This window comes from Nitrosomonas sp. (assembly GCF_043753625.1).
GTDB lineage: Bacteria > Pseudomonadota > Gammaproteobacteria > Burkholderiales > Nitrosomonadaceae > Nitrosomonas.
Window position 1 is genome coordinate 1 of record NZ_JAYUWI010000067.1, and the last position, 14,267, is coordinate 14,267.

General features: G+C 46.2%; 13 protein-coding genes. 1 reads left to right on the top strand and 12 read right to left on the bottom strand.

Annotated elements, in window-relative coordinates:
• Window positions 1-1,004 precede the first annotated feature (1,004 nt).
• Window positions 1,005-2,441: an ATPase gene (locus tag ACH10T_RS06680; protein WP_394808535.1), complete on the top strand. Its 1,437-nt coding sequence runs from the start codon at window positions 1,005-1,007 to the stop codon at window positions 2,439-2,441.
• 40 nt (window positions 2,442-2,481) lie between these two features.
• On the opposite strand, the gene ACH10T_RS06685 is transcribed toward ACH10T_RS06680, so the two are convergent.
• The 12 genes from ACH10T_RS06685 to cpaB all read right to left on the bottom strand — a co-directional run bounded on the left by ACH10T_RS06685 (window position 2,482) and on the right by cpaB (window position 13,982).
• Window positions 2,482-3,594, bottom strand: coding sequence for a LytR C-terminal domain-containing protein (locus tag ACH10T_RS06685; RefSeq protein ID WP_394808536.1), 1,113 nt, complete (start codon window positions 3,592-3,594; stop codon window positions 2,482-2,484).
• 75 nt (window positions 3,595-3,669) lie between these two features.
• Complete coding sequence (locus tag ACH10T_RS06690; RefSeq protein WP_394808537.1) at window positions 3,670-4,203, bottom strand: tetratricopeptide repeat protein; 534 nt, start codon at window positions 4,201-4,203, stop codon at window positions 3,670-3,672.
• A gap of 15 nt (window positions 4,204-4,218) precedes the next feature.
• On the bottom strand, window positions 4,219-5,160 hold the full coding sequence (locus ACH10T_RS06695) for a type II secretion system F family protein (RefSeq protein ID WP_394808538.1): 942 nt from the start codon (window positions 5,158-5,160) through the stop codon (window positions 4,219-4,221).
• Window positions 5,161-5,267: 107 nt separating this feature from the next.
• Entirely contained in the window at window positions 5,268-6,242 is a 975-nt protein-coding gene (locus ACH10T_RS06700; protein ID WP_394808539.1) for a type II secretion system F family protein, read from the bottom strand.
• 17 nt (window positions 6,243-6,259) lie between these two features.
• Complete coding sequence (locus ACH10T_RS06705) at window positions 6,260-7,624, bottom strand: CpaF family protein (RefSeq protein ID WP_394808540.1); 1,365 nt, start codon at window positions 7,622-7,624, stop codon at window positions 6,260-6,262.
• Between the two features lie 44 nt (window positions 7,625-7,668).
• Window positions 7,669-8,868: a CpaE family protein gene (locus ACH10T_RS06710; protein WP_394808541.1), complete on the bottom strand. Its 1,200-nt coding sequence runs from the start codon at window positions 8,866-8,868 to the stop codon at window positions 7,669-7,671.
• Between the two features lie 27 nt (window positions 8,869-8,895).
• On the bottom strand, window positions 8,896-9,333 hold the full coding sequence (locus ACH10T_RS06715) for a TadE/TadG family type IV pilus assembly protein (protein WP_394808542.1): 438 nt from the start codon (window positions 9,331-9,333) through the stop codon (window positions 8,896-8,898).
• A complete protein-coding gene (locus ACH10T_RS06720) occupies window positions 9,330-9,803 on the bottom strand; it encodes a TadE/TadG family type IV pilus assembly protein (RefSeq protein ID WP_394808543.1) in 474 nt (157 codons plus the stop codon). The genes ACH10T_RS06715 and ACH10T_RS06720 overlap by 4 nt, the downstream gene beginning before the upstream one ends.
• A 23-nt stretch (window positions 9,804-9,826) precedes the next feature.
• Window positions 9,827-11,101 (bottom strand): pilus assembly protein TadG-related protein, encoded by a 1,275-nt coding sequence (locus tag ACH10T_RS06725; protein WP_394808544.1) that lies wholly within the window; start codon window positions 11,099-11,101, stop codon window positions 9,827-9,829.
• A 64-nt stretch (window positions 11,102-11,165) separates the two neighbouring features.
• Entirely contained in the window at window positions 11,166-11,474 is a 309-nt protein-coding gene (locus tag ACH10T_RS06730) for a tRNA dimethylallyltransferase (protein ID WP_394808545.1), read from the bottom strand.
• Between the two features lie 13 nt (window positions 11,475-11,487).
• Window positions 11,488-13,164 carry a type II and III secretion system protein family protein gene (locus ACH10T_RS06735; RefSeq protein ID WP_394808546.1) on the bottom strand — a complete coding sequence of 559 codons (1,677 nt, stop codon included), beginning with the start codon at window positions 13,162-13,164 and terminating at the stop codon, window positions 11,488-11,490.
• Window positions 13,161-13,982 carry a Flp pilus assembly protein CpaB gene (cpaB, locus tag ACH10T_RS06740; protein WP_394808547.1) on the bottom strand — a complete coding sequence of 274 codons (822 nt, stop codon included), beginning with the start codon at window positions 13,980-13,982 and terminating at the stop codon, window positions 13,161-13,163. Before cpaB ends, ACH10T_RS06735 begins: the two co-directional genes overlap by 4 nt.
• Window positions 13,983-14,267 lie beyond the last annotated feature (285 nt).

Consider the following 14,267-nt stretch of genomic DNA (forward strand, 5'->3'; position numbering starts at 1 on the left):
AGCAATTTTATGCGCTGCCAGAATAAATCCGTCTAGTTTAAAGGGATGGCATGCCAGCTCATCCAAAATATGCATTTTTGCGCTTAATGCGACAGAACCCTCTTCCATTACTGACCATGTGCTGAACCAATGCCGTGCTGATTTGGATGCTCCAAATTACTTCATTCAGATGGCTAGTTTTGCGACAATACCTGTTACTTACAATGATGATCGGCGATGTTGCACTCAATGTACAAACTTAACCAAACGAGGATCATGTCTTGCTGCTCGACGAGGTCGAGATTGTGGCAAGTCGAAGCTATGAGCCGATTCCTAATATTCCAAGACGATGTGAGGTTATTCACCTAAAGCGGACGATTTAGAAAGAAGGACTGGCCGGGAAAGATGGTTTAACCTAATTTCCTCAGTTGGAATTTAGGATAAAAATGGCTGCAATCTAATACTATCAATGATTCCAGACCTAAAATGTATACTGCTCCTCAGTTACAGAAAACAAGCTGAGATCAAGACATGACAACACTTTCAGTAGATTTTGATTATTTCACTAAAATCTCACCTGATTGATGATGCTATGAATCTTTCAAAAAGCTTTAATCTATGAAATTCTTGAGCGATTTAAGTGATTTCAACTGAGGAATTTAGGATTAAAAACGCTTGCAAGCCATTTTGTGCGCTCATGTTTCTGCGATCATTGACTTTTATCAACTTTCCAACGACCTGCTACATGGAGAACTGAGCTGAATCGGCTTCCATTTTGCTTGAAGAAAAACAATATTTGGTCGTTTAGCTTAATTTGATATTTACTTCGACGGAAGTAAGCACACATTTTGTTGCCTGCCTAGAGTCTGTTGACGTTTCAAAAATAGGTATTTAAAAACAACCACTTACAATCGTGATGATAAATCGTAACCTACTGATACATCAAGTGTTTTTATCAAATGTCAACAGACCCTAGAGCAGTTTCAGATTATTACTATTTATCTTTTAAGATTAAGGAAAGTATTATGAAAGATCCAATTGGAAAATTATTTATTCGAGAAGGCCTTATATCAGCGGCACAATTGGTTCAAGCAAAAATCAAGCAGAAACAAAGTGGCATAAAATTAGAAGATAGCCTAGTTTCACTAGGCTATCTAACTACTGAGCAAATAAAAAAATTTCTCCATCCAGTCCCGCCTTTACCGTTAAGAATCATTGATACTGGATTAAGCGAAGCTTTTCTTAGCGAACTATCTCTAAAGATAGCTTATCAAGAGGCTGGCACTTTCACCATGCAGCGTATTATTAACAAGCTCTGTCTGACTTTTAACATCATTGATGAATTAATTGAATTGCTAAAAGCAGACCAGTTAATCGCTATTCGCTCAGCGACAAGTTACGGACGTGAAACCCAGGTATTCGAGTTGACCCAGCGTGGTCGGGAAAGAGCGGAAAAGGCTCTCGGCATCAGCCTTTATGCGGGTGCAGCACCAATCCCTCTGAAAGACTACACGCGCATCCTGACACATCAGTATGTCGGGCAAATTGAAGTCGACATGGCCTGGATACGTAAATCCCTGAGCCACATGGTAGTGGGCGAAAAATTACTAAACCAATTGGGTCCTGCCTTCAGTTCAGGGAAGGCAATTTTTCTTTATGGTCCACCGGGAACGGGCAAATCAAGTTTTTCTGAAGCACTCGGACGCGCATTGCCAGATCATATCTTTATACCACAAGCAATTGAAGTGGGTGGCCAGGTCATCCGTGTTTACGACCCCGCGATACATTTTAGTGTTGAAGAAGATGCCGGAGAAGATATGCAACTCGATATCACGACTAATTTGAAACACGATCCGCGCTGGAAAAAATGCCGTCGTCCGGTTGTCATGGTGGGTGCGGAATTTACGACCGATATGCTTGATCTACAACTGGACAGCAACAGCAGGTTTTATGAAGCGCCGGTGCAAATGAAAGCTGCCAACGGCGTATTTATTCTGGACGATTTTGGCCGCCAGAAAATGACACCCCAAGAAATGCTCAATCGCTGGATTGTTCCGTTTGAACGTGGAACTGACTTCTTGTCCATGCATACCGGGATGAAATTTGAGATACCTTTTGATCAAGTTAGTATTTTCTGCACTAACCTGCGTCCAATGGATCTGGTCGATGAAGCATACCTGCGCCGTATTCGCCATAAAATCATGATACCGCATGCAACTGAAGCAGAATTCAGAGAAATTCTCCGCCGTGTTTGCGCCATGCAAGGCATCGACTACCAAGAAGGCGTGACCGACTATCTTTTGGATAAATATTACCGGAAAACTGGGAGAGCGCTAGCGGGTAGTCATCCGCGAGATATTATCGATCAGATCATTGATCTATCAAGATTCTTGAAAGAACCTGCGAAATTCACGGCTGCTACAGTGGATGCAGCAGCAGCGAACTATTTTGTAGAAATGTAGATATTGAATCAGGGCAAATTGGCATCGTAAGAATGAGATGCTAATTTACCTTATTGTATATCTGAGTTCCATGAACGCCATGACCAACCAGGACCACATCCTTTCCAGTGAAATGGCTGTGGTTGTTTTTATGAGAAAAATCACGCCCAAGTAGGATCTTTACCTGAACATCCTGGCGTAGCTCCATGCTTTCAATCAGTCTGGCTTGTTTGGTCAGCATCTGATTGATTTGGTGAGCTTCCTGGTAACTGTTTGGGCGATAATATATTTCAGTCTGATTCTGGTTAAATGACGGATGATTCGTCAGTCGTGCTTTCGCAAATCCATATTGCTGAAAAAAACCGGATACTTGCTTGGCCATTCCGGATATGCCATTGCCATTAGAGACTTCTATTTGAATATCCCTATTGCCCAATTGTCTGGTTATCTCGGGTAGCAAGGTCTCTTTAGATAGTACCGGATCTGGGACATATTTTTCAGCCATTTTATAAGCAGGTGCTTGTGTTGGAGTTATAGCTGGCTGGGAGATTAAAAACTGTGGGGGTGCTTCAGTGTCATCAAGTTTGTTGAAATCGGCCTGGGTAGTTTCAAGTGCGATACTTGAAGTTTCAGGGAAGGTTGAATCGGTCTGGGCCAAATTGGATAATTCAGTCTTGGCGGCCAGAGCAATTCTTTCATGCGCAATTAACAGATTATGATGCGCTCTTTTGTTTTCCGGATCCAGCAGCAATGCTTTTTCTAGCGCTTTGGCTGCTCCAGCTTCATTTCCATACACTAGGTAAGCGTAACCAAGATTATTGTATAAATAGGTTTCCTGGGATGAGATCTGAATGGCCTTGTGCAGGTGCTGCAACGATAATTCGTGCTGACCCAGGGCGGAATATATCACGCCCAATCCATTGAGAACTTCAACATAATCAGGTTTTGCTGCGAGCGCTTTTTCATATGCCGCAATGGCTCTTGGGTAATCTACTTTGCCCTGGTGGTACCGTCCTAACAAATACATAATTTTTGGGCTGGCATTGGCATGCCTTATATTCGTGACGGGCTTGATTTCAATACCTGCCATTGATTGATCTTTCTGGGTAAAAGCGCATCCATTCACAGCGAGTGCGCAGCCGATTACACAAGTGAGCCGTTTTATCTTGAACATGGTTTTTTCTCCTGATACTTCACATGATGATGCTTCTAAACAATTGCCTGAACTAATTTCAAGTCCGGCTGACTCTTAGGGCTGCCTAGGTTCTTGCCATTGTCCGCATGGCTCGTTCTGACTGCACCCCATTTGCTGGTATACAGATTTCAAGTTATTGCGCGCATGTATGTTTTCCGGATCGAGTTGCAAGGCACGTTCAAATGCGCCTGCCGCTTCACTGTTATAACCTCGCTTTAAAAACGCATAACCTAGGTTGTTGTGTAGGGAAGATACCATCGGCGCCAATCTGGCGGCTTCATTAAAGAACTGCATTCCTAATTCATCTTCACCCAATGCGAAATAGATTATGCCCAGATAGTTGTATGCTTCGTAATGGTCTGGCGCCAGTTCAATGACTCTTTCATAAGCATTAACTGCTTCAATCAATTCATTCTTCTTATAATGCTCCCGGCCCAATTGAAACAATTCCTGAGCTTGGGCCAGACGGACACCTTCCGGTTTTTGCTGCATGCCGGTCGTTTCTGTATTCTTTTGCTGAATGGCCGTGCATCCAACCATTAAGAATACACAGCTGATGAGTAGAAAGAATTGCCTTAGTTTACACATAAGTTCACGACTCCTTTAATTGCCTGACATGGTCGGTAATAGAACTCGAACAATATTGATAACCGCTGGTCCGACGATAACAACCAGCAACGCTGGAAAGATAAAAAAGATTAGCGGGAAAAGTAGTTTGAGCGCTATTTTTGCTGCGGCTTCTTCCGCACGCAGGCGTCGTTTAGTGCGGAGCATATCGGAGTGAATCCGCAATGAAGAACCAATACTGGTACCAAAACGGTCGGCTTGTATCAGCATGGCGACCAAGCCTTCTATTTCTTCAACTCCAGTTCGCAGAGCCAAATTTCGTAATGCTTGTTCACGGCTTCTGCCTGCACGCATTTCCAGATTGACCAAATAAAATTCCTCGGCTAATGGCACACATTTCATGCGCATTTCTTCGCCTACCTTTTTCATCGCTGCATCCAATCCTAGCCCGGCTTCAACACAGATAGTCATTAGATCAATAGCATCCGGAAAGTTTTCAAACAAATCGCGTTGCCGTACTTCTATAATATGCGCCAGAATTAAATTGGGAATATAGTAACCAATAGCAGCCAATACGAGAAAGGAGAGTAGATAAGCATTGCTGGTCATTTCTAAACGGCCAATCATTCCGAAAAGAAAGAAGACTCCAGGCAAAACCAGTGCCAATAATGTTTTTCCTCCAAAATAAAAAAATGGAACCGATTGCTTGCGATACCCTGCATGCATGAAACGGCTGCGTAATATAGAATTTTCCCAGCCTTCGTTTGGTAAGGACAGTGAAGCAAACGGGCCTGTGAGTTTATTGATTGCTCCTTCCCATTGACTGGTTTCGTTGACTGCTGCCTCAGAATTCTCTGAGGCAATTTGATCCAAGCGGGATTGTGCTGCACTGGGCGTCAATAACCGCATCAATACAAAAACTGAACCAGCTACGGTGATAAAAATGATGATTAAAGAAGCTATTTGAATCATTGTCATTATGGGTTGCTCCAGATTACACTGTAACTTCTATTAGTTACTGGACGAAATTGTTATATCAAACTTTCTATAGACATAGATTAAATATAATAAAAAACTTGTGATAGCTATACGCGGATCTTGATAATGCGCCACATGGCAAATATTCCGATGACCATCATCGTAAGTGAATAGCCAATGAGAAAATGCCCTAGCGGATCGGTAAATAATAAATTTAAGTATCCTGGATTAACAAAATGTATAACCGCTGCCAAGGCAAATGGTAAACAGCCAAGAATCCAGGCGGATAGACGCCCTTCCGCTGACAAAACTCGGATTGTTCCTAATAATTTTAAGCGCGCACGAATCAAGCTACTGATATTCTCGAGTAATTCCGCCAGATTGCCGCCACTTTCACGTTGAATTAGTATGGCGATGACAAGATAGCGCAGATCAGTAATGGGAACACGTGTGCTTAAATTCATGAGCGCATTCTGCATTGAAATTCCAAAATTGATTTCCTCAAACGTCATGCGGAACTCATTTGCAATGGGTTCAACACTTTCTTCTGCTACTATTTGTAATGCTCCTGATAGCGCATGACCTGCTTTTAAGGCTCGCGCCATTAAATCAATAGAATCAGGCAATTGCTCTTCTATTTTTAATAAGCGCTTGTGACGCGAGGCAAAAACTATCAGCAGAGGTATTGCTCCCATTATTACAAGACAAAGTAATAAAAAAACAAAATGTAGATTAAGCAGTGATGCGATCAGTAAGCCGCCTAATATGGAGATCACTGTATAGCCAAGAAAATTGGCGGCATTAAGCTGCAGTCCCGACTGGATCAATAAACGGTCGAGAGCATGAATTCTGGGTAGCTGTAGCAGTAATCGCTCCAGCTTTGCAGAGTCACTCAATAATCGCTGCTTAACAAGACCTTGCTCGGCACCGCCATGCCAGCCAGCCGATATTGCTTGCAGCCGCTTTTCAATACGAACAGCTTCTGGGCTTCTGTGCGCGCTCCAGGTTAGATAGAGGCCTTCCAGAAATAATACGATCGCAACAAATGCCAGCGCTATGAACAGATAATAAATATAATCCATTTCGGCCACCGACTTCGTTATCTAAGAATTCTGGTTGGATCAAACAATTCATCACGCAGAGACACGCCGAATTTTTTCAGGCGTTCGGCAAACTTGGGACGAATACCGGTTGCATGGAAGTGTCCCTGTATGACGCCAAATTCATCGGTGCCAGTTTGCGTGAATGTAAAAATCTCCTGCATCGTGATGACATCTCCCTCCATGCCCGTGATTTCTTGGAGACTGAGTAGCTTGCGCTTGCCATCGGGCATACGGGAAACCTGTACGACGACCGATATGGCGGAGCAGATTTGTTGCCGGATTGCTTTGGCCGGCAAGTTCATTTCCGCCATGTTGACCATGTTCTCGACCCGGCTCAGCGCATCTCGCGGCGTATTGGCATGCACAGTTGCCATTGAGCCTTCGTGACCGGTATTCATAGCCTGCAGCATATCCATCGCTTCCGCACCGCGAACCTCACCAATTATCACGCGATCCGGGCGCATGCGCAGGCTGTTCCGGACCAAAGCGCGTTGTGTCACTTCACCTTTGCCTTCCACATTCGGCGGGCGTGTTTCGAGACGAACCACATGAGGTTGCTGTAATTGCAATTCTGCAGCGTCTTCAATAGTGACTACACGCTCTGAATGCGGAATAAAGCTGGACATGATATTCAGCAAGGTGGTCTTACCGCTACCGGTGCCACCGGAAATCAGAATATTGGATTTACTCTTGACCAGCCCTGCAATTACTTCAGCCATCGCGGGCGTCAGCGATTTGTAATTGATCAGATCATCCATTTTAAGCGGCACCACTGAAAAACGGCGAATAGATAGCAGCGGGCCATCCAACGCCAAGGGCGGGATAATGGCATTGACACGCGAACCATCGGATAACCGGGCATCGACCATTGGACTGGATTCATCGACACGGCGTCCAATCCGGGAAACGATACGATCGATGATCTTCATTAAATGCCGGTTATCGGCAAAATGCACATCGGTCAATTCAAGCTTGCCGCGGCGTTCCACATACACCTGACTATAGGTATTGACCAGGATATCCGAGATGGTCGGATCTGCAAGTAAAGGCTCCAGTGGTCCCAATCCCAGTACTTCATGCTGAATGTCTTCAACCAGGCGGTTTCTCTCGTTCAGGTTAAGCGGGGTTTCTTCCTCGTTCAGTAATTGTTCTACCAGCGTTTTGATCTCGCTTATCAGGCGATCAGTTGGTAATTTTTCCATCGCCGCCAGATTGACGCGATCAAGCATTTTTTGGTGTATCCTGGATTTAATCTCATGATAGGAAACCTTTTCATGCGATATGTTTTTTTCCATGACCAGTGTCATGGCTTCGTCCGTATTCGTATTTCCCCAGCTCTGCAAGCGGTCGCGTATAGACATGATGGCTGATTCCTATGACAAAAGTTAAGTAGTGGTAGAGAACTTTAGTGCGCAAATAATTTTTTGAGCCAGCGTCCTTGATCCTTGGTGCTCTGGTTTAATTCACTGCTAATTTCCAGCAGTGCTTTGGCAATCGGGCTGCGTGGCGCAAGTTTGAACACCGGCACGCCATGATTAACCGATTCATCGACTACGGAAAAATTGTTGGGAATCGATTTAAACACAGGAACTCTCAAAGTATTTTCAATGTCGTCCAGCGTGATTTCACTGTTTCTATCATGCCGGTTCACGATAACCTGTAACTTGTTATCGCGGTACCCTAAGGAATGGAATATAGTAATCAAACGCTTGGCATCGCGGATAAAGGGCAGTGTTTGTTGCAAGACCGGGAAAATAGTATGTGCTTTATCCAATGCCTGAATTGATACCGCATCCATACGGCGGCTGATATCCAGAATGACATAATCGTAATTGTTCATAGCAACCTGCAATAACGGATTGACATGCTCCGGCTTAATCTCCGTAGCTTTTTCCGGTTCATTGGGAGCCGGTAAAATACCAAAATTGGGCAGAATCTGAATCATGCTAGAAGCCAGAAATGCGCCATCCAGACGATGAATCTGCCGTGTTACATCAGCGATGGAAATAGACGATTTGCTGTCGCTTAGAAATAATGCGGCATCACCTAACTGCAAGTTGAAATCAATCAGGGCAACCCGTTTATTTTCCTGCGCAGCCAGCATATAGGCTAAATTCGTGGCTATGAATGTAGCGCCGCTGCCACCCTTGCAAGGAACAAAAGCGAGCACTTTGCCTTTGCCAATGGGCATGCTGGCTTGCTTGATCCGTTGCTGGAATCGTTCCACGGCACTCAGTAATGATTCGCGGGAAGGTGGTGTTGGCAGCGCTTCACGAACCCCCACTCGCATGGCTTCGATAAGTCTTTCAGGAGACTGGATAGAGCAGAACATAATGATGCCTAGGCTTGGAAAGCGCGCGGTTACATTGCCGAGCACCTGCAGTTCACTGGTTTCATTGATAGAGCTTTCCAGCAACAGCAAATCAGGATGCTCCTGTTCAGCAACTGCAGGTACCTGATGTATGTCACCATTGATGGTCAGAATCTTGTGCGGATTTTCTGCATTCGAATTGTGAAAGAATGGATGATTAATATCCGATTCCGTTAAAAATTGTCTTATATTGTCTAGAACTTGCTGGCTTTGTGAGATGGCGGCAATAATCACTTTTCTTCCTTTAATCTTGGTTAGTTTCTAATTGCAAACAGGGTTGTTGAGACTCGACATGCTTTCTCGCGGCAAGGTTGTTGAAAACGCGGGCATGTTGAAATTAATCGGTATCAACGGCACAAGAGCTTGAATAGGTAAGCCCGTCACACTTACAGTGACATAGCTGCACGTATCTGCATTGCAACCACCCGGGCTATATGTGACGTTAATATTGGCCGGGTTCAGGAAGCCTGCCAATGATGTCATCCTGGTTGTGATTATACTGTCATCCTTATCACAAACTGCCGCCAGACGGGCACCCAGGCGGGTGGCTTCCGTCGTTGTGTTCATCATGAACACAACCCGGCCAAATTCCATGATGCCGAAAAGCACTGTAAACAATATCACGGCGACCAAAGCAAACTCCACGGCGGCTACGCCGCGTTGAGAAGCTTGAGGAGCGGAAAAATTAAACCGTTTCATATCTGCCTCATGGTTGCATGAATCGGACCGAATGGAATGCTTGTGTCGGTATTGCCAAAGAAAACCAGCGGATTGAAAACAAAATTAAAGGTGTAGCCTGTCACGGTAACAGTGACCAGGTTAATGCTGTTACCCGATCCGGTTGTCATCGCTGACGTTGCAACGCTAACCATGCCAGTTGTCAATCCAGACAGAAGCTCAGGCCCTGAACAATCGGCCGATCCATGCACAACCAAACATTTAGCTTCCGAAACATGGGTCGAATAAATGATATCGTCTGCGTCATGTTGTGACAGTAGGCGTACCGCATCACGGACAGTTTTGGTGACGGTATTATATTGATACATAGCGCGGCCAAATTCAGCGACACCGGCTGCCAATATAACTAATGGAATCAACAGCAATGCCATTTCTACAGCGACAGCGCCTTGCATTTTGTTGCGATTCAATGAAATGTTCGGGATCGTCATGATAGTAGCCTCGAGTTCTGGATTTACTGTACCAAAGCGGGCACCAATGGACCTATACTGCCCGGTCCACCGACCATACCCGATGACGCGCAAGGACTCTGTGGATCATTGGATTGCCCCAGATATTCAACATACATCCGGCCTGCTCTAGTACCACTGCCGCCTGAATTAAAATTGATCGGATGCAACATCAATATACATGCCCAGGACAATACGGGCGCAGTGGGTGCACCGGCATCCAGCACATTACAGTCAACTACGGCTACAGTAGCGAGCCTGCGATCTGCCCCATTCAGTTGGAGAAACCCTGAATCCTTGGTTACAGAACCACCTCCTTCGGCTTTTAAACCAGTTGCTTTATCACCTTGATAGGCAGCCGGAGGGCTTCCTCTATGTGTTACAAAGTCACTAAATGCATTGAATCGACTGGGCCATGTGACTTCTGTATAGGCAAAACCTGTTTTATCAGGCACTGCAAATCCCGGCTGCCCAGGGCCATCTACAACGGGGTTACGGTAAATTCCAAAACGGCTATTCCAGGCCTTTGACAATGAAGAAATCACACCGCCTTGTCCTACAATACTTCCAACTGCCGGAAGATTACAGGCTCCAGTCCCCGTCAATAAATCGCTTAATTCGGATGCGCCTCCACCCGGCGGAGAGTAATCGATCCATTTGAATCCGCCTGTTAAATCACCTTTGGGTCCAAGTGCGCCTTGTATCCAAGTACCCGGTACCGCTGCTGCTATATCTGCTTGACAAACCCCGGCAGGAACCGCGCAAGTTGTCTGACCAGGAACAAGGCTAGCTACAGCCGTTGCATTGACTTGCTGATTGCCAATTCCCAACACCTGAATAAACCAATTGGCAATATCAGACCGCTGAACCGTGCAACGAGCAAATCGCATAGTTAGGGCGTTTGCCACTGCGTCTTTGGTCAAATAAGTACCGTTGAGCGTATCACTGAAAGTGACATCATCGGCATTGACCGTGACGGGACTATTCTGAAATTGAACATTATTACTAGTACCCGTTGCTATGCCCGCCGCTTCGGCAAGCGTCAATTGGTTAGTACTGGCGCCTGTCAGTTCCCTTGCAGCCGCCAATGCGCAAGCATCGGCGCTGTTCTGCAGTTCCGTTTTGGTCACGAAAAGCTTGCCCAGATCCAGTGCAAGCCCGACAAAACTGACCAGAACCACCATCGAGAGCGCCACGATAACGGCAACGGCGCCGCGCTGTTGTCCGATATTCAAGTTGCCTTGAAATGTTTTCGAGTCAGGAATACTCATGTTGCTCATAAATGATTCCTTTCATGATGATGATAATAATTAATTTCAACGATGAGATCTCTACGACTATTTCTTACCGTGATGTACCGCCGCTGCTGCCGCCACTGGTTCCTACATCCAGTGCACCGCGCGCCGGTGCCGGGCGATTGATGTACGACTCACGGTAATTATCGATCATCGCATCGCCTGCCTGGCCATCCACGCCGCGTACCGGCGCGGTATCCAATGAAGCATCCGGATTGGCTGTCTGCTGCGCTTTTGCCATGTCCAGGGCATTACCGAATCTGGCATCCAGACGTTTCGGCGGAGAAGTCACGCACGCGGTCAGTACAAGCAAAATCACAGGTAAACATAAGATCATTCGAGCAGGTAATTTTTTCATGGTCATTCAATCCTTATTTCATTTGAAATCCGCTGGGTTCAACGGTACCGTTTGGGCTATTCGATTTCTCGATCATGTTCAGTGGCGCATCTGCGTTGTCTGATGGATCGGATTCTTTTTCCAATCTTCCTTGCAACAGGAATTCTCCGCGCCCTGGCCGTATGAATGCATCCGTAGGCACGCCATGGTCCGGTTGCAGCGGTTGCACCAGGCGTGGCGTGACGATGATCATCAATTCAGTTTTGTCCATCAGGAAATCGCTGCTGCTAAATAGCGAGCCCAATACGGGTACTTCGCCCAGTATGGGAAAACGTTTGATCTGTTCCTTGAAGTTATCTTGCAGTAAGCCGCCAATTGCCAGTGATTGACCATCGCGTAATTGAACAGTGGTCGAGATCCGCCGTGTCTTGAAGGTCGGCACGGCGACAATGGCGCCAAGACCTGTCGAAGCTACTTGCTGGAACGATACCAGCTCGGATACTTCCGGATTGACGCGTAAATTGATGCGACCTTCCTCCAGTACGGTAGGTGTAAAAACTAACCCGACGCCAAATTGCTTGGATTGCAGCCGCACTGTACTACCGACACCTGACGACACCGGGATCATGATTTCGCCGCCGACCAGAAAGCTGGCTTCCTGCCCGCTGATGGCCACGATGGTGGGTTCGGCGAGAATCTTGATGACGCTATCCTTTTTCTCTGCATCGATCAGGAAAGCGCCGCCTTCACTGGAGGCAAATGGTAAACCCGTGGAAACCGGATTCTTTCCAAGCAGCAGGCTGGCCGGGCTACCTCCGATTAAACCGCCCATTATCTGAGTCCAGGCGCTGCCTGATTTTCTCAGGGCGCCTTGAAAATCAAAGCCCAGTTTTTCGGCTTCGGTTCGATTGACTTCGGCAATCTTCACTTCGAGCATGACCTGTTGATTGTCACGCACTTGCAGCAAATTGATCACCTTGAAATTGCCTAGACCTGCGCCAGCTCCAGGTGAGTCGGGGTCATTCTGCATGCCTTGTCGCAACATTTGCATCCCTTGCATGCCGCCTCCTTGTCCTGCACCGCCGGATTGCCCGCCGGAGCCTGATGAACCATCTTGCATATTCATCATCATATTCAACACGGAGGTGCGGACAAACGCATCTGCCAGCGCGATGACCCGATCCGCCTTCAGCGTGTTGGTGGCAAATCCGGATACAATCAATGAATCACCGGCGGCGGTGAATTTGATATCTTTTTCATCCGGCATAATAGCTTGCAATTGATGTTTCAGCGCTGTCACATCCATGAGCACGGTAACATCGATGACAGTTGATTTGCCATCCTGGGTCCATAACGTGATATTGGTCATACCAACGATTTTGCCTAAGATATAAACTTCCTTTGCACTGATCATCATCACGTCAGCAACACTGGGGCTGCCGACAGAGATTCGTTTAATCGCTTGGGGTAGTTTCAGCAGGGTTGATTTGCCCAATGTGACATCCAGCTTTGAGACGCCGGTTTGTGCTATAAACTGCTCGGGTAATAGATTCCGCTCCGCAGCTACGGGAGCGGATTTTGCAAGTTTTACGGTTTGCGCGACTGCATGTGATTGCACGCTCATAAACAAGATTAAACCAACAGAAAGGAAGGAAAAAAGGTGATTCTTCATGATTGCTTTGATAGTTCTTCGAATGAACAGTGGTTTCATTTATTTTTTCCTTCTGTCAATTTGCTTTCTGATTTGCTGGTTCCCCGGATAATCGCAATCGATTGATAGCCGGGCTCCTTGGAGCGGTAGACCATTTTGGGTTCGGCGGGTTTTGCCATAACAGGAGCGGGTTGCTTAAGCAGGTCCTGGATGCGTCTTCCGTTGGTGTTAATATGATCACTGTCGACTTGATTGCGTAGCGCCAGGGAAAGAGTGCCGATACTGCGCGCGAGATCCAGAACTTCGGCTTGCTCGGGCGTGACCTCCAGCGTTACTGCAGTGACGACCTTGGGCTTGGTATCATCACGCCCCACATCCTGCGCAATGGCGAGCACCAGGATTTGTTCCAGCACCAGTTTGGAGAAAGGCTTCTGGTTTTCATCCTTGGCGCTGACCAGAATATCCACCAGATTGCCCGGCAATGCAAAACCTGCGACACCGATGACATCATTGACCCGCACCGTAATTGCCCGCTTGCCTTCGGCGATGACTCCAGAAAGTCCGCCGGATGTACCGATCGGCGCCAGCTTGGATTCCAGAACAGGCTCTCCGGTTACCAAATGCGACCTCAACACACGATTTTCCAGCTTCTCGATTTCCTGGAAAGAACCGGCAGGCATGCTACCGCTGGGCCAGTCGGTTTTTTTCAGCATGTCGAAAGTCAACCGTGTGCCGGCATCAATGTCCCGCGTTGCGACAAACACTGCTGATGCATCAATGCGCGTCTGCTCACTGATCCATTTCGCAGCAACTGCCACAGCGATCAATCCCAGCGCCAGTGAAACCAATATCATCAAAAGTGCTCGAGTATTTTTCATTTTTGCATTCCTAAAATCTTTTAATCATAGATTCAGCTACACTGCTGCCGGTAGCTTTAATTTTCTAAAGCCACGGAATAACACGGTCAAACTTTACAGAATTTGTTAATTGACAATTCCAACCAAGTCATTCATATTGGCTATGTCATCGTTAGTTAGTGGTGCTCATATAACCCAATGAATTTGAAGAAAAATATCAATTATTGGTTTTTTTGTTAATGACTTGTTTATAAATGATAAATTGTGTTTATTTGCAGCGACCAACAATTAACGATGACATAGCCT

Bases quoted from the DNA above. Each gene is read 5' to 3' on its own strand.
- ACH10T_RS06695 (WP_394808538.1), bottom strand. From the start codon at position 5,160: ATGACAATGATTCAAATAGCTTCTTTAATCATCATTTTTATCACCGTA.
- ACH10T_RS06705 (WP_394808540.1), bottom strand. From the start codon at position 7,624: ATGTCTATACGCGACCGCTTGCAGAGCTGGGGAAATACGAATACGGAC.
- ACH10T_RS06680 (WP_394808535.1), top strand. From the start codon at position 1,005: ATGAAAGATCCAATTGGAAAATTATTTATTCGAGAAGGCCTTATATCA.
- ACH10T_RS06725 (WP_394808544.1), bottom strand. From the start codon at position 11,101: ATGAGCAACATGAGTATTCCTGACTCGAAAACATTTCAAGGCAACTTG.
- ACH10T_RS06730 (WP_394808545.1), bottom strand. From the start codon at position 11,474: ATGAAAAAATTACCTGCTCGAATGATCTTATGTTTACCTGTGATTTTG.
- ACH10T_RS06735 (WP_394808546.1), bottom strand. From the start codon at position 13,164: ATGAAACCACTGTTCATTCGAAGAACTATCAAAGCAATCATGAAGAAT.
- ACH10T_RS06720 (WP_394808543.1), bottom strand. From the start codon at position 9,803: ATGACGATCCCGAACATTTCATTGAATCGCAACAAAATGCAAGGCGCT.
- ACH10T_RS06685 (WP_394808536.1), bottom strand. From the start codon at position 3,594: ATGTTCAAGATAAAACGGCTCACTTGTGTAATCGGCTGCGCACTCGCT.
- cpaB (WP_394808547.1), bottom strand. From the start codon at position 13,982: ATGAAAAATACTCGAGCACTTTTGATGATATTGGTTTCACTGGCGCTG.
- ACH10T_RS06715 (WP_394808542.1), bottom strand. From the start codon at position 9,333: ATGAAACGGTTTAATTTTTCCGCTCCTCAAGCTTCTCAACGCGGCGTA.
- ACH10T_RS06700 (WP_394808539.1), bottom strand. From the start codon at position 6,242: ATGGATTATATTTATTATCTGTTCATAGCGCTGGCATTTGTTGCGATC.
- ACH10T_RS06690 (WP_394808537.1), bottom strand. From the start codon at position 4,203: ATGTGTAAACTAAGGCAATTCTTTCTACTCATCAGCTGTGTATTCTTA.